This is a genomic window from Brachybacterium aquaticum (assembly GCF_014204755.1).
Classification (GTDB): Bacteria; Actinomycetota; Actinomycetes; order Actinomycetales; family Dermabacteraceae; genus Brachybacterium; species Brachybacterium aquaticum.
Window position 1 is genome coordinate 2513044 of sequence record NZ_JACHLZ010000001.1, and the last position, 18113, is coordinate 2531156.

Annotated in this window: 15 protein-coding genes and 1 pseudogene; 5 read left to right on the forward strand and 11 right to left on the reverse strand. The window is 74.1% G+C overall.

Annotated elements, in window-relative coordinates; genetic code table 11:
• Nucleotides 1-35: 35 nt before the first annotated feature.
• The 6 genes from HNR70_RS11230 to HNR70_RS11255 form a co-directional block, all read right to left on the reverse strand.
• Nucleotides 36-1739 carry a DUF7937 domain-containing protein gene (locus HNR70_RS11230; protein ID WP_184325740.1) on the reverse strand — a complete coding sequence of 568 codons (1704 nt, stop codon included), beginning with the start codon at nt 1737-1739 and terminating at the stop codon, nt 36-38.
• 144 nt (nt 1740-1883) lie between these two features.
• Nucleotides 1884-2561 carry a DUF6320 domain-containing protein gene (locus HNR70_RS11235; RefSeq protein WP_184325741.1) on the reverse strand — a complete coding sequence of 226 codons (678 nt, stop codon included), beginning with the start codon at nt 2559-2561 and terminating at the stop codon, nt 1884-1886.
• Nucleotides 2558-4078, reverse strand: coding sequence for an alcohol acetyltransferase (locus tag HNR70_RS11240; RefSeq protein ID WP_184325742.1), 1521 nt, complete (start codon nt 4076-4078; stop codon nt 2558-2560). Before HNR70_RS11240 ends, HNR70_RS11235 begins: the two co-directional genes overlap by 4 nt.
• Nucleotides 4075-5028, reverse strand: a complete 954-nt coding sequence (locus HNR70_RS11245) for an alpha/beta hydrolase (protein ID WP_184325743.1) — start codon at nt 5026-5028, stop codon at nt 4075-4077. Before HNR70_RS11245 ends, HNR70_RS11240 begins: the two co-directional genes overlap by 4 nt.
• Nucleotides 5025-5543 (reverse strand): flavin reductase family protein, encoded by a 519-nt coding sequence (locus HNR70_RS11250; protein WP_184325744.1) that lies wholly within the window; start codon nt 5541-5543, stop codon nt 5025-5027. The genes HNR70_RS11245 and HNR70_RS11250 overlap by 4 nt, the downstream gene beginning before the upstream one ends.
• A 1-nt stretch (nt 5544) precedes the next feature.
• Nucleotides 5545-5964, reverse strand: a complete 420-nt coding sequence (locus tag HNR70_RS11255; protein WP_184325745.1) for a YccF domain-containing protein — start codon at nt 5962-5964, stop codon at nt 5545-5547.
• An 80-nt stretch (nt 5965-6044) separates the two neighbouring features.
• On the opposite strand from HNR70_RS11255, the gene argS reads away from it, so the two are divergent.
• Together argS and HNR70_RS11265 are read left to right on the forward strand one after the other, a co-directional pair.
• Nucleotides 6045-7793, forward strand: coding sequence for an arginine--tRNA ligase (gene argS, locus HNR70_RS11260; RefSeq protein ID WP_184325746.1), 1749 nt, complete (start codon nt 6045-6047; stop codon nt 7791-7793).
• 174 nt (nt 7794-7967) lie between these two features.
• Nucleotides 7968-8675, forward strand: coding sequence for a lysoplasmalogenase family protein (locus HNR70_RS11265; RefSeq protein WP_184325747.1), 708 nt, complete (start codon nt 7968-7970; stop codon nt 8673-8675).
• Between the two features lie 15 nt (nt 8676-8690).
• Here HNR70_RS11265 and HNR70_RS11270 read toward each other — a convergent pair whose 3' ends face one another.
• On the reverse strand, nt 8691-9584 hold the full coding sequence (locus HNR70_RS11270) for an alpha/beta hydrolase fold domain-containing protein (protein ID WP_184325748.1): 894 nt from the start codon (nt 9582-9584) through the stop codon (nt 8691-8693).
• 114 nt (nt 9585-9698) lie between these two features.
• Here HNR70_RS11270 and mtnN point away from each other — a divergent pair, with 114 nt between their 5' ends.
• Nucleotides 9699-10409 carry a 5'-methylthioadenosine/S-adenosylhomocysteine nucleosidase gene (gene mtnN / locus HNR70_RS11275; RefSeq protein WP_184325749.1) on the forward strand — a complete coding sequence of 237 codons (711 nt, stop codon included), beginning with the start codon at nt 9699-9701 and terminating at the stop codon, nt 10407-10409.
• 35 nt (nt 10410-10444) lie between these two features.
• Here the strand turns inward: mtnN and HNR70_RS11280 are convergent, their stop codons facing one another.
• The gene (locus HNR70_RS11280) at nt 10445-11386 is read right to left on the reverse strand and encodes a phosphoglycerate dehydrogenase (RefSeq protein WP_184325750.1); all 942 of its coding nucleotides are present in this window, start codon (nt 11384-11386) and stop codon (nt 10445-10447) included.
• 75 nt (nt 11387-11461) lie between these two features.
• Between HNR70_RS11280 and HNR70_RS11285 the strand changes: the two genes are divergently transcribed.
• Nucleotides 11462-13255: an alpha/beta hydrolase gene (locus HNR70_RS11285; RefSeq protein WP_184325751.1), complete on the forward strand. Its 1794-nt coding sequence runs from the start codon at nt 11462-11464 to the stop codon at nt 13253-13255.
• A gap of 59 nt (nt 13256-13314) precedes the next feature.
• Here the strand turns inward: HNR70_RS11285 and HNR70_RS11290 are convergent, their stop codons facing one another.
• Entirely contained in the window at nt 13315-14166 is an 852-nt protein-coding gene (locus HNR70_RS11290; protein WP_184325752.1) for a sulfurtransferase, read from the reverse strand.
• 4 nt (nt 14167-14170) lie between these two features.
• On the reverse strand, nt 14171-15409 hold the full coding sequence (locus tag HNR70_RS11295) for an endonuclease/exonuclease/phosphatase family protein (protein WP_184325753.1): 1239 nt from the start codon (nt 15407-15409) through the stop codon (nt 14171-14173).
• Nucleotides 15410-15525: 116 nt separating this feature from the next.
• Here HNR70_RS11295 and HNR70_RS11300 point away from each other — a divergent pair, with 116 nt between their 5' ends.
• Nucleotides 15526-16425 carry an NAD(P)-dependent oxidoreductase gene (locus tag HNR70_RS11300; protein ID WP_184325754.1) on the forward strand — a complete coding sequence of 300 codons (900 nt, stop codon included), beginning with the start codon at nt 15526-15528 and terminating at the stop codon, nt 16423-16425.
• A 13-nt stretch (nt 16426-16438) separates the two neighbouring features.
• Here the strand turns inward: HNR70_RS11300 and HNR70_RS11305 are convergent.
• Nucleotides 16439-18112, reverse strand: a pseudogene (locus HNR70_RS11305) (FAD-binding dehydrogenase).
• Between the last annotated feature and the right edge of the window lies 1 nt (nt 18113).

Below are 18113 nucleotides of genomic sequence, written 5' to 3' on the forward strand. Positions count from 1 at the left end.
GGAGGGAGCTTCGGGCGGGCGGGTCGGCCGACGGGTCAGGAGCCGGGGTAGAACTTGCGCTCGGCGGTCTCCTCGGTGACGTCGGGGACCAGGTCGAGCAGGGAGACGCGGCCGCCGTCGCGGGCGCGGAAGTCGGCGAACATGCGGGAGATGTCCGGGGCGCCGAACTCGTCGCGCACGGGGGCGGGGACGGTGAGCATGAGGGCCGCGCCGATGCCGAGCACGAGGGCGGCACCGCCGGTGACCAGGCCCGCACCGCTGAGGGTGGCGAGCGAGTTGACGATGACGTCGAGGAAGCCGACCACGACGAGCACGAGCGCGGCAACCACGCCGCTGGCGCGGGCGCTGACGGCGGGGCGGGAGAGCAGGGCGTTGCGGCCGAAGAGGGAGACCACCACGAAGCACACGCACACCACGGCGTCCACGAGGTGGAGCACGGGGCCGCCGGGGGCGGCGCCGGCGGTCGCGGCGAGCGAGGCCAGCAGGTGCCAGAGCACGGCGGCGGCGTGCATGAGGGCGCTGAACTCGAAGGTGCGCACCGTGTACACGAGCCAGTCGGTGCGGCGGAAGGACAGCGGCATGGAGCGCACGAAGGAGCGCGAGATCATCAGGCCGAAGGCCGCGAAGAGGAAGGGCAGGTAGACGTACCCGGTCGCGGCGCTGAGGGGCGCGGCGAACTGCAGGCCAAGGGTGTTGTCAGCGAGCGCGGCGATGGCGAGCCCGGCGGTGACGGCGGTGGAGAAGACGTACCAGGACCGGTCGCGGCGCAGCGCCGAGGCGATCACGACCAGGAGCAGCAGGGCGGAGACGACAGTGTTCGCGAAGGCCATCAGGGAGAAGGGCCAGCCGGTGGTGAACAGACGCCCGATGATCATCACGAGCGCCAGCAGCAGCGCGGCGGCCGCGGCGATGCCGATGCCGAGCAGGACGGTGCGCGCGATGCGGCGGGCCCGGGCCTGGGGGACGTAGCCCTCGTGGGCGCGGGGCTCGATGCCGAGGATCGCGCCGAGCAGCAGCAGGGAGACCCCCACCCCGATCCCGACGGGCGGCCCGTCCGGCAGGGGCGCGAAGAGCACGGGCAGGGAGAGGGCGAGGTCGGCGACCAGCACGGTCACGGCGGCGGCGAGGGCCGGGGCCATGCCGGCCACGCGCAGGATCCGGATCGCGCGCAGCGGCGGCTTCTCCGGGAACCAGCGCAGGGCGTGGACGGCGACGAGGGCTGCCAGGGCCACGCCCACCGCGATCCGGCCGATGAGGTCCAGGACCGGGGTGTCGGCGGTGGTGAGGGTGGTGGTCAGCGCCGAGGCGAGGGTGATGAGGGCCAGCACGTCCCGCAGAGCGTCGAAGATCCCCAGCTCCTTGAACCGCTCGGGGAGCTGGAACCCGCCCAGCGGGATCTCCTCCTCCTCGGCGTTCGGGGTGGTGCCGGAGCGGGCGTAGGAGCGGGTGCGGGACTCGCCGGCGGTCTCCCACGCGTCCTCACCGGGGACGACCTCGATCGCTCCGGTCACGGCGTCGGGCTCGGACGCATTACTCGCAGCGCCCTCCGCGACAGGGGCGGGGGCCTCCTCGGTGCGGGGCAGCGCGGCGCCGCCGGCGCGGCGGGCGAGCAGCGGGGTGGCGTAGCGGTCGAACTCCTCACGACCCGGCAGCCGGTCCGTGGGCAGGCTGTGGGGGTCGTCGAAGGCGAAGATCCAGTCCGCATCCTGGTTCTCGTCCTCGCGCGGATCCCTGTCCATCGACCTTCTCTCCTGCTGTCCGTCGGCCCGCAGGCAAATGCGCACGTGCCCTTCAATCCTAGAGAGGAAAGGCGCGCAGCCGCCGTCGGCGCGCCGTGGCGTCGGACACCGCCGGGGTCACAGACGCGCCCTGCGGGCGGGCCGCTACAGGTGCAGTCGGGTGGCGAGCTCGTGGCGCACCTCGGCGCCGCGCACGGTGAGCAGGTACCAGGTGGCGAGCAGGCACAGGGCCCCGCAGATCACCGAGGGGATGGCGGTGCTGACCCAGCCGAGCGCGAGGAACACCAGCGGCGCGAGGCCCAGCAGCACGGTCAGGCCGCTGTAGACGATGTAGTCGCCGACCTCCATGCGCACCACCCGTGCGACGACCAGCAGGCCGATCACGCTCGCGGCGCAGAGGATGGGGACCGCGAAGGTCAGCGCCCAGCCGGACCAGCCGGCGAGGTAGTCGACGTACACGCACACCCCGCCCACGAGCACCACGAGGTACACGATCGACTTGGCCAGGTTGGAGCGCTTGCGCACGGCCATGAGCACCACGAGCCACAGCGCCGCGATGCCGAGCCACACGATGCGCCAGGCGCCGATGTCCTCGTGGCCGAGCCGGAACACCAGCTGGGCCGCGAACGACAGCGCGATGATCGCGAGCGAGGTGAGGAACAGGACGCGCAGCACACGGCGGCGGGAGAAGCGCAGCGGCACGTCGGGGTGCGGGGCGGGCGCGGGGTCACCGTCCGCCGGTGCCTCGAGCTCCGCACCGCACAGGGGGCAGCGGGTCCAGTCGCCCTCCACCCCGGCGCGGCAGTCCTCGCAGCGCCTCATGGCGCCCCCCAGGTGAGCTCTCGCTCGGTCACCTTCGGGACGGCGACCTGCACGTCCGCCCCGGCCTCGGCGAGCATCCGCACGTACTCGCGCACATGGTCCACGGCGGTGAACGGGGAGGTGAAGCTGATCGTGAGCTGTCCGGCGTGGGAGATGGCGCAGAACTGGGGCCGCACCGCGGAGACGTGGAAGAACATCCGTCCCACGTGCGCCTCGACCTCGGGCGGCAGCGTCACCCGGCCGAGGTTGGACACGGCGACGGTGAGGGAGCTGTTGTTGGCGTGGTTGATCAGGCCAAGCAGCACGTCCTTGAGGGGACGGGGCACGACCCGGGCGACGGGCAGGCGCTCCACCCGGATCAGGCGGTGCAGCTTCTGCGCGAGCGCGGCGGGGGTCGCCTCGAGGGCGAAGTCCTCCTGGAGGGCGCGGGCGACGGCGCCCACCGCGTCGTCCTCCCCCGCCCGGTAGCGGTGCGCGACGCGGATGGTGGCGAAGAAGTTTCGCGCGGAGGTGGAGGGGAAGAACTGGCGCAGGTTCACCGGCACCGAGGCCGCCATGGCGGCGTGCTCGGCGCTCGGGGCGCTGCGGCGGATCGCCTCGAAGAACATCGCGGTGAGGTACATGGTCATCGCCACGCCCTCGGACTTGGCGAGCGCGAGGACGGGGCCGACGGGCATGGTGAGCTCCACCAGGCGCGGCCGGAAGTCGGGGGTGCGCGGCCCGCGCACGTGGAAGACGCGGCCCCGCTCGGGCCGCGGCGGCGGGGCGTCGGCCTCGAGCGCCCCCTCCTCGGGCTCTTCGGGGTCCCGCACGGTGAGGACCGCCGGGGCGGCCTCGCGCTCGAACTCGCCCTCCTCATCCTCGGCCGACGGGGCCCGGTCCCGCCCGCGCCGGCGCCGGAAGTAATGGGCGAAGGAATCGGTGGTCAGCTCGTGCACCTCCTCGGCCGCCTCGGCGCCGGGGTGGGTGCCCGCGCGCGCGGGCGCCGGATCGGGGTGCGCGGCCGAGCCGGTGCGCTCGTGGTCCGCTCCCCCGTCGGCCGACGGATCCTCCCGCCCGCCCTGCCCGTCGCGTCCGTCGAGGCGCCGCACATAGGCGGTGAGCAGGTCGGTGAGGAACCACAGCGCGCCGGTGCCGTCGGAGAGGGCGTGGAAGGTCTCGAGGTTCACGCGGCGGCCGTGGTGGGTGACGCGGAACAGGAGGGTGCGGTGGTCGGTGCGGTAGATGGGGGCGCAGGTGTGCTCCCGCTCGGGCTCGACCCGCGGGTGCAGGGTCGAGTCCTGGAGGTAGTACCAGAACACGCCGCGGCGCAGCACGGCCCGGTAGAGCGGGTAGCGGGCGTAGGTCTCGTCCAGCGCCTCCTGCAGCAGCGCCGAGTCGACCTCGTGGTCGAGCTCGGCGGCCATGCGGAACACCTTGGGGTCCCGCTCGCTGAGCGCGGCGGGGAAGATGTTCGAGGCGTTGTCCAGGCGCACCCAGTGGCGGCGGTGCCCGGTCGTCGCGGGGGCGCCGGTCATGACGGGTCCTTCGCGGGCAGGTCCTCGTCGAGGAAGGCGTTGATCTGCTCGTACGCCTCCTTGAGGGGGCGCGCGAAGCGCGGCAGGGTGATCACCCCGTGCAGGGCCTGCTCGAGGCGGTGGACCCGCACGCGGTTGCCGGCCGCGGCGAGCGCGTGCCCGTAGGCCTCGCCCTCGTCGCACAGCAGGTCGAGCTCGGCGCTGAGCACCAGGGTGTCGGGCTGGCCGGTGAGGTCCTCGGCCATGAGCGGGGCGACCAGGCGGTGGCGGCGTCGGGCGGGGTCGGGGACGTACAGCTCGAGGTAGTCCTTCACCTCGGTGTTCGTCAGGCGGTAGTCCTCGCCGTGGCGGCGCACGGACTCGAAGGGCGAGGTCTCGGGGTCGTGGTCCCAGTGGGTGACGGGGTAGAGCAGGATCTGCCGGGAGGGGACGCGGTGGCCGCTCTCGCGCAGCAGCAGCGAGGTGGCGGCGGCGAGGTTGCCGCCGGCGGAGTCGCCGACCAGCACGATCCGGTCCGGGTCGGTGAGCCCTGCCCGGCCCGGGTCCTCGAGCAGGCGCCGGGCGGTGCCGTAGCAGTCCTCGAGCCCGGCGGGGAAGGGATGCTCGGGGGCGAGGCGGTAGTCGACCGAGGCGACGCGGCAGCCGGTGAGGTCGGCCATGGTGGCGCAGGCGGGGGTGTAGCTCTCGATGTCGCCGGTGACCCAGCCGCCGCCGTGGAAGAACAGCAGCAGGTCGTCGCGGCGCCGCTCGGCCGGGGCGAAGACCCGTACCGGCACGCGCCGGCCGTCCGGCCCGTCGGAGACGGTGTCCCAGATGGGGGTGCGGTAGCGGGCCGGGGGCAGGGCGGCCATGCGACGCTGCACCTTCCGCACCCGCTGGTAGTCCTCGCGCACGTCGAAGCGGCCCGCTATGGAGACGGTGCGCAGGGCAAGGCGCAGCAGCGGATTCATCGGCGCAGCTCCCGCTTCTCGCCGGCGAAGCGCAGGGCCGGGTCCGCGCCGACGGGCCCCTCCCCCATCCCGACCACGGGGCCGATGAGGAGGCGGTGGGTCGCGGCGTCCACGCCCTGGTCGATGCGCAGGGCGAAGTGGGCGAGCGCGCCGGGCAGGATCGCGTCCCCGTCGGCCGTGCGCCCCACCTCGAGTCCGGAGAGCATGCCCTGCAGGGGCGCGGCGGGGGTGCCGAAGCGGTCGGCGAGGTGCTGCTGCTCGGCGGTCAGCAGGCTCAGGCAGCAGTGCCCGGCCTCCTCCACCGCCTCGGCGGCGCGGCTCATCCCGTACAGCGCGACCAGCATGGTGGGCGGGTCGTAGGAGACATCGAGGTACGAGTCGACGGTCACCAGCACGTCATGGGGGCCCTGGCGGGTGGAGACGACCGCGAGGCCCACCGCGAGCAGGTCGCTCAGGCGACGGTACTCGCCCGGATCAACAGCATCGACGGCATCGACGGCATCACTCGACTGCATGTCAGCGCGCCGTGGGGAGCATGCGGGCGCGGGCGGAGTCCGCGTCGACGACCTCCTTGCCGAAGGGGAAGCAGGTGACGGGGATCAGCTTGATGTTCGCCCAGGCCAGCGGGATGCCGATGATCGTGACGGCCTGCGCGAGGGCGGTGACGACGTGGCCGAGGGCCAGCCACCAGCCGGCGATCACGAACCAGATCACGTTGCCGACGGCGCCGACCGCGCCGCCGCGGCCGGTGTCCACGACCTCGCGGCCGAAGGGCCAGATCACGAAGCCGGCGATCCGGAAGGACGCGAGCCCGAAGGGGATGGTGACGATGAAGAGGCAGGCGAGGATGCCGGCGATGACGTAGCCGAGGAAGAGGGACCAGCCGGCAGTGACGAGCCAGATGATGTTCAGGGCCAGGGTGAGCAGCGTGCGCATCCCTCTACCCTAGGCAGGTGTGCTGGAGGCGACCAGGGGGCTGGCCCCCGGCGCGACGGGCGCGCACTACGCTTGGAGCCATGCCTGCTCCCGAGATCGCGCTGACCGAGCGCTTCCAGTCCGCCTTCGTCTCCGCCTTCGGGCCCGAGTACGCGGACGCCGACCCGATCATCCGCCCCTCCCAGTTCGCTGACTTCCAGTGCAACGCCGCGATGGGGCTGGCCAAGCGGCTCGGGCGCAAGCCCCGCGACATCGCCGCGGAGATCGTGGCGGCCGTGGATCTCGCGGACATCGCCGAGGAGCCGGAGATCGCCGGTCCCGGCTTCCTGAACATCCGCCTGCGCACCGACTGGGTCGCCGCGCAGGCCGCGGACCTCGCCGTCGACGAACGCCTGGGCGTGCCGGTGCCCCAGACGGCCGAGCGCGTGGTCGTGGACTACTCGGCCCCGAACGTGGCCAAGGAGATGCACGTCGGCCACCTGCGCACCACCGTGGTGGGCGACTCGATCTCCCGCACCCTGGAGAAGCTCGGCCACACCGTGGTGCGCCAGAACCACATCGGCGACTGGGGCACCCCCTTCGGCATGCTCATCGAGCACCTGCTGGAGGTGGGCGAGGACAGCGCCGAGGCGGACCTGCTGCGCACCGACCCCAACGCCTTCTACCAGGCGGCGCGCGCGAAGTTCGACGCGGACCCCGAGGCGACCGGCTTCGCGGCCCGGGCGCGGAAGCGCGTGGCGACCCTGCAGTCCGGCGACGCGGAGTCGTTGCGGATCTGGACGGACCTCGTGGCCCTGTCCAAGCAGTACTTCCACCGAATCTACGACATGCTCGACGTGACCCTCACCGATGAGCACCTCGCCGGGGAGTCGACCTACAACGACCTGCTCGAGGCCGTGTGCACCGACCTCGAGGAGGCGGGGATCGCCCGCATCTCCGACGGGGCGCTGTGCGTCTTCCCGGAGGGCTTCACCGGCCGCGACGAGCAGCCGCTGCCGCTGATCATCCGCAAGTCCGACGGCGGCTACGGCTACGCCACCACCGATCTCGCCGCGATCCGCCATCGCGTGGCGGACCTGCAGGCGGACCGCATCGCGTACGTGGTCGGCACCGCGCAGGAGCTGCACTTCCGGATGGTCTTCACCACCGCCCGCGAGGCGGGCTGGCTGCCGGACGGCGTCGACGCCGAGCACGTGAAGATCGGTTCGGTCCTCGGCGAGGACGGCAAGATCCTGCGCACCCGCTCCGGCGCCTCGCTGCGGCTGATGGCGCTGCTGGAGGAGGCGGTCTCCGCGGCCCGCTCCGTGATCGACGAGCTGCGCCCGGACCTGCCCGAGGCGGAGCGGGAGCAGATCGCGCACGACATCGGCATCGGCGGCGTGAAGTACGCGGACCTCTCCACCGGGCACGACTCCGACTACACCTTCGACCTGGACCGGATGCTCGCCCTCTCGGGCAACACCGCCCCGTACCTTCAGTACGCGGTGGCGCGCATCCGCTCGATCGGGCGCAAGGCCGCCGAGCGCGGCGTCTCGGCCGACGGGGTCGCGCCGCTCGTGCAGAACGACGCCGAGCGCGCCCTGGCCCTGCAGCTGCTGCAGTTCGGTCCGGTGCTGGCGGAGGTGGGCGACGCCTACGAGCCGCACCGGCTGTGCGCCTACCTGTTCGCGCTCGCCCAGGCTTTCACGAGCTTCTACGACGCCTCCCCCATCCTCGCGGCGGAGGACGAGTCCGTGCGTGCGGGCCGGCTCGCCCTCGCCCAGCTCACCGAGCGGGTGCTCGTGGAGGGCCTGGACGCGCTCGGGGTGCACGCGCCGCAGCAGATGTGACGGCGGATGTGACGGCGGATGTGACGCCCTGCGTCGCCGGATGAACGGCAACCGGCGGCATTTCGGACACCCGTCCGCGGTCGTGACCGAACCGTGGCCGATGTTATCCAACCGTGCCCCGAACGGCCGGAAGAACCCTGGCCGGAGCAGGGCGGACGTTCCTACGCTTGAGCGGTGTCGACGATCCGCTCCGCCCACCTCGCCCTGTGGGGCGTCTATGCCCTCACCGGGCTGACGCACCTCGGTGCGCTGCTGGCGGACGCCTCGCTCGTCGCCCGCATCACCCAGCCGATGTTCGCCCCTCTGCTGATCGCGATCCTGGTGACCGCCGCCCCGCAGCGCTCCCGCACCACCAGCCTGCTGCTGGGGGGCCTGACCTGCGCGTGGATCGGGGACACGATCGGCCAGGTGCCGGTGGCGAACGCGGGACTGCTCGCGATCGTGGGCTTCCTCGGGGCGCTGATCTTCTACGCGGCCGCGCTCGCGCCGCTGTGGGTCCGCTCCCGCGACCCCATGCGCCTCGCGCTCGCGATCCCCTACGGCGCGGTGGTGATCGGGCTGTTCGTGGCCTGCGCCGACGGGGCCGGGGAGCTGCTGCCGATGGTCGCCGCCTATGCGGTGGCGCTCGCGACCATGGCCTTCCTCTCCGCGGGCGGCAACGGCCTGACCTGGACGGGCGGGACCCTGTTCCTGCTGTCAAGCTCGCTGCTGGGCATGGACTGGTTCCTGCCGGGCGCCTCGATCGCCTACAGCACCGAGCTCGTGATGCTCACCTACCTGGTGGGCCACGCCATGCTCGTCGCGGGGATGATCCAGGCGATGCCGAGGCACCGCTGGACCGCGACCGCGCCGGGCGCGGCGCTCGTCATCGTCGAGCCCTGAGCCGGCTCCTGCGGGTCAGCGTCCGAGCGCGCGGGCGATGAGCGCGGCCTGCTCGCGGTGCAGCCGCTCGATGTCCTCGCCCTTCCGGGGCAGGAGCTGCAGGCCGAGCCGGCCGCCGATCTCGCGGTAGGACAGGTCCGCGTCGTTCTCCTCGAGCTGCAGCCGCGCGACCCGCACATCGGAGAGGAAGAGGTCCTTCGCGCCGACGCTGAGGTGGATCGGGGGCAGCCCCTCGAGGCTCCCGTTGATCGGCGAGAGGTCCGGGTCGTCCAGGGACGTGCGCCCGGCGTAGCGGCGGGCCGCATCGCGCAGCAGCCGCCGCTCGTGGACGGGGTCGACCTGCCCGGTCTCGGTGATCCCGGCGTTGGACAGCTCGAGGTCCAGCCACGGCGACATGACGATGAGGGCCGACGGGGAGGGGATGTCCTCGCGCTCCCGGAGCCGGCGCGCGATCGCGACGGCGAGCCCGCCGCCGGAGTGCTGGCCGGTGAGAACCCAGGGGCGGTCCAGGCGGCCGTCGGCCGCGAGGGCGGTGAGCACCGCCTCGACGTCGTCGCGGCCGACGGGGTGCTGGTGGTCGGGGGCGTTGCGGAAGTCGACCATGAGACCGGCGCCGCCGAGCGCCTCGACCTGGCGGGACAGCCAGGCCCAGTCGCTGGCGAAGGGGCCGGAGACGTAGGCGCCGCCGTGGAGGTGGACGATCAGGCCCTGCTCGGCGTGGTGGCGGTCCAGCCACACGGCGCGGGTGCGGCCGGGCATCTCCTGCTCGACGGCGTGGGCCTTCTGCACGTGGGCGGGCGGCTGCGGGCTGCGGGCCTCGCGCAGCGCCTGGTGGGTCAGCGTCGACGGGATCGGGATGCGCCTGACGGTGCGCGCCCCCGTCACCACGGCGTCTCGGATGCGACCCATTCCTGCCTCCTGTCCGCGACCCTCCCGGGTCGCCTCGCTGCCGGTCCCGCCAGCCTAACGAACCCGCCTGGGTGCGCGAGCGGCCGGTCATCGCGGGCCGGTACCCTCGAGGCCATGACCAGCCCTGCCGCTCCCCTGCTCGTCCTCGCCGCGATGCCCGAGGAGGCCGCGCCGCTCGTGGCCCGTCTCGAGAGCGCAGAGCGGCTCGAGACCCCCTTCACCTCCGGCGTCGCCGCGGTGCGCGGCCGCCTCGCCGGGCGCGACGCGGTCGTGGTCACCACCGGTATCGGCATCGCCGCCGCGACGGCGGCGGCGACCTGGGGGATCCTCGCGCACGGCCCGTCGGTCGTGGTCGCGGCGGGCTCCTGCGGGGGTCTCGCGGCCGACGTCGAGGTGGGCACCCTCATCGTGGGCGACACCTTCACCTATTCGATCGCGGACGCGACCGCCTTCGGCTACGCCCCCGGCCAGGTGCCCGGCGGGCCCGAGCGCTTCGCGGCCGACGGGGCCTGGGCGGACCGGGCCGAGCGCGCGGCACGCGAGTCGTCGGGTGCCGTGCGCCGCGGCCTCATGCTCTCCGGGGACGCGTTCGTCACCGCCCCTCTCGCCGGGCCGATGCGCGAGCGGTTCCCGTCGGCCCTCAGCGCCGACATGGAGACCACCGCCTCGGCCCGCACGGCCGAGGCACTGGGCGTGCCCTTCGTGGCGCTGCGCGCGGTCTCCGACCTGTGCGGTCCCGCGGCCGGGCAGCAGTTCCATCTCGAGCTCGACCAGGTCGCGGAGACCTCGGCCCGTGCGGTGGAGGCGTTCGCGGCGCAGCTGTGAGGGGTCAGCGCGCCGTTCCCGTCACGAGGCTGATGTCACCGCGCGGACGCGTGCAGCACCTCCGTGCCCTGCACGAGGGCGCGCACGTTCGCGGCGATCCGCTCGTCGGCCCCGACGGGGCGGCCGCCCGCACCGTGCGGGGTGAGCAGCAGGTGCGGTGCGTCCCACAGCGGATGGTCGGCGGGCAGGGGCTCGGGCTCGGTGACGTCGAGTCCGGCGGCGCCGAGCGTCCCGGCCTGCAGCGCCGCGAGCAGCGCGTCCTGGTCAACGGTCGCACCGCGGCCCACGTTGATCAGGATCGCGTGGTCCGGCAGCGCGCCGAGCACCTCGGCGCCGACGATCCCGGTGGTCGCCTCGGTCGCGGGCAGGATGTTCACGAGCACGTCGGTGTCCGGGAGGGCGGCGAGCACGTCGGCGTCGGCGATGACCTCGAATCCGGCCCGCTCCCCGGCGCTGCGGGCGGCGCCGCGCACGTGCGCTCCGAGTCCCTGGAGCATCGGGGCGAGGCGCTGACCGATCTCACCGAAGCCCCAGATCAGCACGTTCGCATCCAGCAGGGTGGTGAGTCGACCCTCGGGGTGCAGGGGTTGGAGACCGCCGAGCTCGGAGGACCACTCGTGACGCTCCTGCGCGTCGAGGGCGTCGGGCAGGCGGCGCACGAGGGCGAGCAGCAGGGACAGGGCGTGCTCGGCGACGGTCGGCGAGTGCAGGCCCGCACCGGTGGCGACCACGACGTCCTCGCCGAAGCCGGCGGCGAGGATCCCCTCGACCCCGGCGGCGAGGGACTGCACCAGGCGCAGGTTCCCGAGGTGCTCAGCGGCGGAGGCGAGATGGGCGCGGGAGGAGCCCCACACGACGAGCACGTCGGCGTCGTGGTGCGCGGCGGGGATCTCGGCGCGGGCGTCGACGACCGCGGCCTCCCATCCCTCGGGCAGCGTCGGGTCGAGCGGCATGGTGTCGGGCAGCAGGATCTTCATGACTCCAGCGTACGGAGCGGCGGCCCGCGCGCTCACCGGGTGACCGGGGCGCGGACTCTCCGATAGCCTGCGCGTATGCGCTTCGGACTCCCGTCGCCCCTGTCCGCCCTGAGCTCCGTCGCCGGCGGCGCCGCGACGTTCCTGCGCCGCACGAGTCGCCGCGCGGGGCAGCGGGCCCGACGCTCCGCGATCGCGATGCCGCTGGACACGGGCGGTTTCCTGGGCGCCTCGGCGGCCGCGTGGATCTCCACCTCCCCGAGTCTGCTGCCGCGCACCTGGTGGATGTGGGCGGTGAACATCGGCCTGTCCGAGGTGTACGGGTACGCGACCGGCACGCTCGCGGGCCGTCTGGTGCGGCGCACCATGCGCGCGGTCGGGCTCGAGGTCGACATCGCCCCGGACCACCGCCGCCGCGCCCGCTGGGCCGGTGCCGCGGCGCTGGTCGCGATCTCCGCCCACTCGTGGGTGCGCGGCGTGCTACGCCAGCGGGAGATCAGCCACCTCGTCCAGCAGGAGCCGAAGAACCTCGCCACCCATGTGGTCGGCACCGCCGGCGGGATCGGCTTCTCGCTCGCGGCGCTGGTCGCGACCCGCGCCACGATCGCCACCGCGGACCTGTACCGGGCGCTGCTGCGGCCCTACCTGCCCGCCCGTGTGGTGGGTGCGGTGTCGCTGGTCCTCACCGGGGCGACGGTCGTGGTGGTCGCGGACCGGCTGATCCGCGGGCGCGTGCTGGAGGCGATGATCGAGCGGGCCGACGCCGCCAACCGCCTCATCTCCCCCGACGTCCCCCGTCCCACCTCGCCGCTCCGCTCGGGCGGTCCGGAGTCGCTGGAGACCTGGCAGTCCCTCGGCGCGCCCGGGCGGAAGATCGTCGCCGCGGGCGCGGACCCGGAGCTGATCGCGCGGACCGTCGGCCGGCCCGCCCTCGAGCCGATCCGCGTCTACGCGGCGAAATCCTCCTCCCGCTCGCTCGAGGAGACGGCGGACGCGGTGGTCGCGGAGCTGGACCGCACCGGGGCGTGGGACCGGGAGGCGCTGGTGCTGTTCACCGGGACCGGCACCGGCTGGCTGCAGGAGTGGTCGCTGTCCGCGATCGAGTTCCTCACCGCCGGGAACTGCGCGACCGCCTCGATCCAGTACTCCTACTACCCGAGCCCCCTGTCCTATCTCGTCGACCGCCGCTCCCCGCAGCTCGCCGGGAAGCTGCTGCTGCGGGCCGTGAAGCGGCGCATGGCGCAGCTGCCGGAGGACCGTCGGCCGAGGCTCTATGTCGCGGGCGAGTCGCTCGGCGCCTTCGGCGGCAATGCCGCGTTCCGGGACGTGCCCGAGATGCTGAGGAGCGTGGACGGGGCGGTGTGGACGGGCACGCCGCGCTTCACGCCGCTGTGGGAGCAGATCGTGGCCCGCTCACGGCCCGGCTCCCCCGCGGTCGCCCCGATCATCGACGACGGCCGCCACATCCGCATGGTCACCCGGCCCCGGGACCTGCACCGCGACTACTGGGGCGGGATGTACGCGCCGTGGGAGCATCCGCGCGTGGTCTACGCGCAGCATCCCTCGGACCCGGTGGTGTGGTTCGATCCGTCGCTTCTGTGGCGGGAGCCGACCTGGCTGCAGGAGCGGGCGGGGCACGACGTCACCCCGGCGATGCGCTGGTTCCCGTGGATCACCTTCTGGCAGATCGCGGCGGACATGCCCCTGTCCATCAGGGCCGCCGGCGGGCACGGCCACTCGTACCACCAGGAGATGGTGCCGATCTGGGCCGCGGTGCTCGGGCAGGACGTGCCCGAGGCGGAGCGGGATGCGCAGCGCCGCCACCATCGCGCGATCGTCGCCGCGATCCGGGAGATCAACCCCGGCGCGTGACCCGCGCCCGAGGACCAGCCGGAGGCCCAGTCGGAGGCCCAGGGGTCAGGGGTTCGGGCTCAGGGGTTCGGGCCTTCGGCGACCGGGCGGTCGGGGTCCGCGCTCCACTGCGACCAGGAGCCGGGGAACAGCCGCGCCCCGGTGAACCCGGCGCTCTCGAGCGCGAGCAGGTCGTGGGTGGCGGTGACGCCGGAGCCGCAGTACACGATCGTGCCGCGCCCCTCGGTGACGCCGGCGGCGGCGAAGCGCTCCCGCAGCGCCGCGGGGTCCTGGAAGCGGCGCTCCGCGTCGAGGTTCCCGGCGTAGGGCAGGTTCACGGCGCCCGGCACGTGTCCGGCGCGGGGGTCGATCGGCTCGACCTCGCCGCGGTAGCGCTCGGGGGCGCGGGCATCGAGGACGACCCCGTCCTCGGAGGCCGCGAGCGCGGCGACCTCGTCGGCCGACGCGATCCTCGTCGCGGGCCACTCGCGCACGGGCACGTCGCCCTCACGCGGGGTGACCTCGCCCGACTCGAGCGGGCCGTTCCACGCATGCACCCCGCCGCTGAGGACCGCGGCGTCGTGCCCGAGGGCGCGCAGCATCCACACCAGGCGCGCGGCGGGGCCGCCGTCGGTGTCGTCGTAGGCGACGATCCGGGAGTCCTCGGTGACGCCGACGCGGCGCAGGGTCGCGGCGACGTCCTCCGGGGACGGCAGCGGGTGGCGGCCGGCCTCGACCCGGGCGGGGGCGGCGAGCTCGGTGTCGAGGTCGACGTAGACGGCGCCCGGCAGGTGGGCGGCCAGGTGCTGGTCGCGGCCGGTGGAGCCGTCCAGCGCCCAGCGCACGTCCAGCAGGAGCGGTCCCTCGCCCGGCTCGTCGAGCAGCTCGTGCAGGCGGGCGACGTCGATGATCGGGGGCAGGCTCTCGCTCATCGGGTCAGGCGGTCTTCATCTGCAGGTCCACGCGGACCAGGCGGTGGTCCGAGGTGGGGAACGGGTAGGTGCCGGTCAGCTCACTGCCGGGGGTGCCCTGGGCGGGCCAGTACACGGCGGAGGAGGCGACCTGGAGGCTCCGGGCTGGCAGCACGAAGTCCACGCGCAGGTTGCCGGGTGAGGGGGCGTCGTTGAAGTCCGCGGTGTCCAGCGCCGGGTCGCCCTCGTGGTCCGCGTTCGCGCCGCCCTGGAGCTGCGCGGCCTCGGCCCCGCCCGCGCTGCGCGGCGTCGGGTCCTGGATGCGGGGGTGGTTCAGCAGCTGGTCGATCGCGCCGGGCCACGAGTCGCCGTCCACCGGGTCGGAGTTGTAGTCGCCGAGGATGACGAAGGCGGCACTGGGGTCCAGTCCCCCGGCCGTGCCGGCGTCGTCGACGATCCAGCGGGAGGTCTTCCCGGGCCGGAGGTAGTCGGCCCACAGGCGGATCTCGTCATGGTTGCGGCGCTGGTTGCGCTTCTCCGGACCGTCGAAGCTCGGCGGGGTGGGGTGCGCGGCGAGGACGTGCAGCACGGAGCTGCCGATCTGCACGGGCACGTCCCAGTGGGACTTCGAGCTCAGGCGCAGCTGCGGGGAGATCTCGGGGCCGTAGAACTCGGTGGGCAGCAGGTTCTGCGGCATGTCCGCCCAGCGCAGGTTCTGGAAGGTGCGCACCTGCTCGGTGAGGATCGGGTAGCGCGAGAGGACGACCATCCCGTACTGGCCCGGGAACTCGCCGAAGCCCCAGGCGTCGTCCGGACCGCCCACGGTCCCGTCGCGGTTCAGGTCCAGGCCCGACGGGACACCGGTGTTGACCGGGCCGGTATAGGCGTAGCGGTAGAAGGCGGGGCTCGTGCCGTTCTGCGGGACCTCGAGGTAGTTGCGGCGGAACAGGTCCACGCCGCGGCCCTCGTCGTCGTGATCGAACTCGTTGAGCAGGATGATGTCGGGGTTGTTCAGCTGGATGACCTCGGCGACCGCCCGGATCTGGGCGTCCTCACCGGTGGCGAGGTCCTCGAGCAGCTGCCCCTGCCGCGGCCGGTTCAGCGAGATGTTGTAGGTCGCGACCCGGATGTTCTGGAACTTGTCGTTCCCGGCGTGGGCGGCGTGGGCGGCGGCGGGCTGGGCGGCGGCGGCTGCGCTCGGCAACCCGATCCCTGCGGCGGCTGCCGCGACGAGTGCGCTTCGACGGGTGACACGGGGAGTCATGCCCTCCATTGTGCACCGCGGACGAGAAGGGCGACAGGGAACGCTCCCCCGCCCCGACACCGCCCGCCTGCCGAACGACCCGCCCGCGCGGCGGTGTCGGTGCGAGGATGGAGGGCATGAGAATCGCGTTCCTCGGCACCGGCCGCATGGGCACCGAACTGGCCCTCCACCTGCTTCCCGACCACGAGCTGACGGTGTGGAACCGCACCGTCGAGCGCACCGCGCGCCTCGCCGAGGCGGGCGCGACGGTCACCGCCACCGCCGCGGAGGCGGTCGACGGGGCGGACCTGGTGGTCACCTCCCTGTTCGGTCCGGACGCGGTGCGCGGGACGATCACGGGCCCCGGCCTGATCCCCGAGGGCATCACCTGGGTGGACACCACCACCGTCTCCCCCGCGGACGCCGACGAGTTCGCCGCCGCGGTTCCCACCTATGTGGGCGTGCCCGTGGTCGGCACGCTCGGCCCGGCGCGCAACGGGAAGCTCGGCGTGTACGTGGGCACCCCCGATGAGGCGCGGCGCAGCGCGGTGATGGAGCTGGTGGCGCCGTGGGCGGATCCGGAGCGGCTGCGGGGCGTGGCCTCCGGACGTGCCGCGGCGACCGGGAAGCTGCTGGCGAACCTGGCCCTCGCGGTGAGCGCGCAGGGTCTGCGGGAGGCGCTCGCGCTCGGCGAGGCCTGCGGCGCCTCCGCCGAGGAGACCCTGGACATGCTCGGCTCGACCGGGCTCGCATTCATCGCCGGGATGAAGGGGCCGTTCGTGCGCGGCGAGCGCACCACCGAGGGCGGGGACTTCACTGCGAACGCCATCGCGAAGGACGCCCGGCTCATGATCGCGACGGTGGACGGAGCGGCCGGGGCGAGCACCTCCGACGACGCCGGCCCCCGCCCGGGGTCGGACCTGCCGGCCCTGCGCGGCGCGCTCGCCTCGCTCGACGCCGAGATCGCGGCCGGTCACGGCGAGGACGACTTCTCCACGATCCTGCTGCCCGGCGCCGAGCGCACCGGCGAGGACTGACGGGAGCTGAGCCTCACCCCAGGTCTGCGAGGACGCCGCGGGCGGCCTGGCGACCGCTGAACAGGCAGCCGCCGAGGAAGGTGCCCTCGAGCGCGTTGTGGCCGTGCATCCCTCCGCCGCCGAAGCCGCTGACCTCCCCCGCCGCGTACAGCCCGGGCACGGCGCCTCCGGCGGAGCCGCCGAGCGCGTCGCCGCGCTGCACGCGCCCGCCGAGGTCGGTCTCCAGTCCCCCGAGGGTCTTGCGCAGCAGCACGTGCAGGCGCACCGCGATCAGTCCGCCGGCGCGCGGGTCCAGGAGGCGGTGCGGGGCGGCGGTGCGGATCAGCCGGTCGCCGAGGTACTGCCGCGCGCCGCGGAGCGCGGTGAGCTGCGCGTCCTTCGAGAAGCGGTTCACGATCTCGGCGTCCCGCGCCCGGATCACGCGGCCGAGCTCGGCGGCGTCGATGAGGCTCGCCCCCACGAGGGCGTTCATGCTCGCGGCGAGCTCGGGCACGTTGCCGGCCTGGAGGAAGTCCTCGCCGAGGTCGAGGAAGGCCTGCACGGGCCCGGGCGCGCCGGGCTTCACCCGGCCGAGCACCTGGCCCCAGTCGCGGCCGGTGAGGTCGGGGTTCTGCTCGCTGCCGGAGAGCGCGAACTCCTTGGCGATGATCGCCGGGGTGCGCACGAACCAGGAGTGGTCGTGGCCGGTGGTGCGCAGGTGGCGCAGGGTGGCGGTGGTGTCGAAGCCGGGGAAGGCGGGGGCGGGCAGTCGCCTGCCGCGGGCGTCGACCCACAGGGAGGACGGGCCGGGCAGGATCCGGATCCCGTGCCCGCGCCAGACGGGGTCCCAGTTGCGCACGCCCTCGGTGTAGTGCCACATCCGCTCGCGGTGGATCCAGCGCCCGCCGGCCCGCTCGGCGGCGAGCATGCCGGCGCCGTCGACGCTCGCGGGCACCCCGTGCACGACGCCCTCCGGCATGGTCCCGAGGTCGCCCGGCCACACCTGCCGCACGAGCCCCGCGTTCCCGCCGATGCCACCGGTGGTGACGACGACCGCCGCGGCCCGCTCCTCGAACTCGCCGGTGACCTCGCGGGTCGAGGCGACCCCGCGCGGGGTCCCGTCGGCCGCGAGGAGGCTGCCGCGCACCCCGACGACGCGCCCGTCCTCGACCAGCAGCTCCTCGACCGCGCGGCGGGTGGCGAGCGTGATCCGCCCGGTCCCGCGGTGCGCAGCGAGGCGGGTGAGGAAGGGCTCGAGCACGCCGGGGCCGGTGCCCCAGGTGATGTGGAAGCGGGGCACGGAGTTGCCGTGGCCCTCGGCGCGGCCATCGCCGCGCTCGGCCCAGCCGACGACGGGGAAGATCCGGTGCCCCATGCCGCGCAGCCAGGCGCGCTTCTCCCCCGCGGCGAAGTCGAGGTAGGCCTCGGCCCAGCGTCGGGGCCAGTGGTCCTCGGGGGTGTCGAAGCCGGCCGAGCCCCGCCAGTCCTGGCGGGCGAGCTCGAGGCTGTCGCGGATGCCGAGGCGGCGCTGCTCCGGGGAGTCGACGAGGAAGAGCCCGCCGAAGCTCCACCAGGCCTGTCCGCCGAGGTCCTGCTCGCCCTCGCGCTACAGCAGCAGCACGCGGCGCCCGGCGCCGGCGAGCTCGGTCGCGGCGACCAGGCCCGCCAGGCCCGCGCCGACGACGATCGCGTCGTGGGCGGCGCCCATC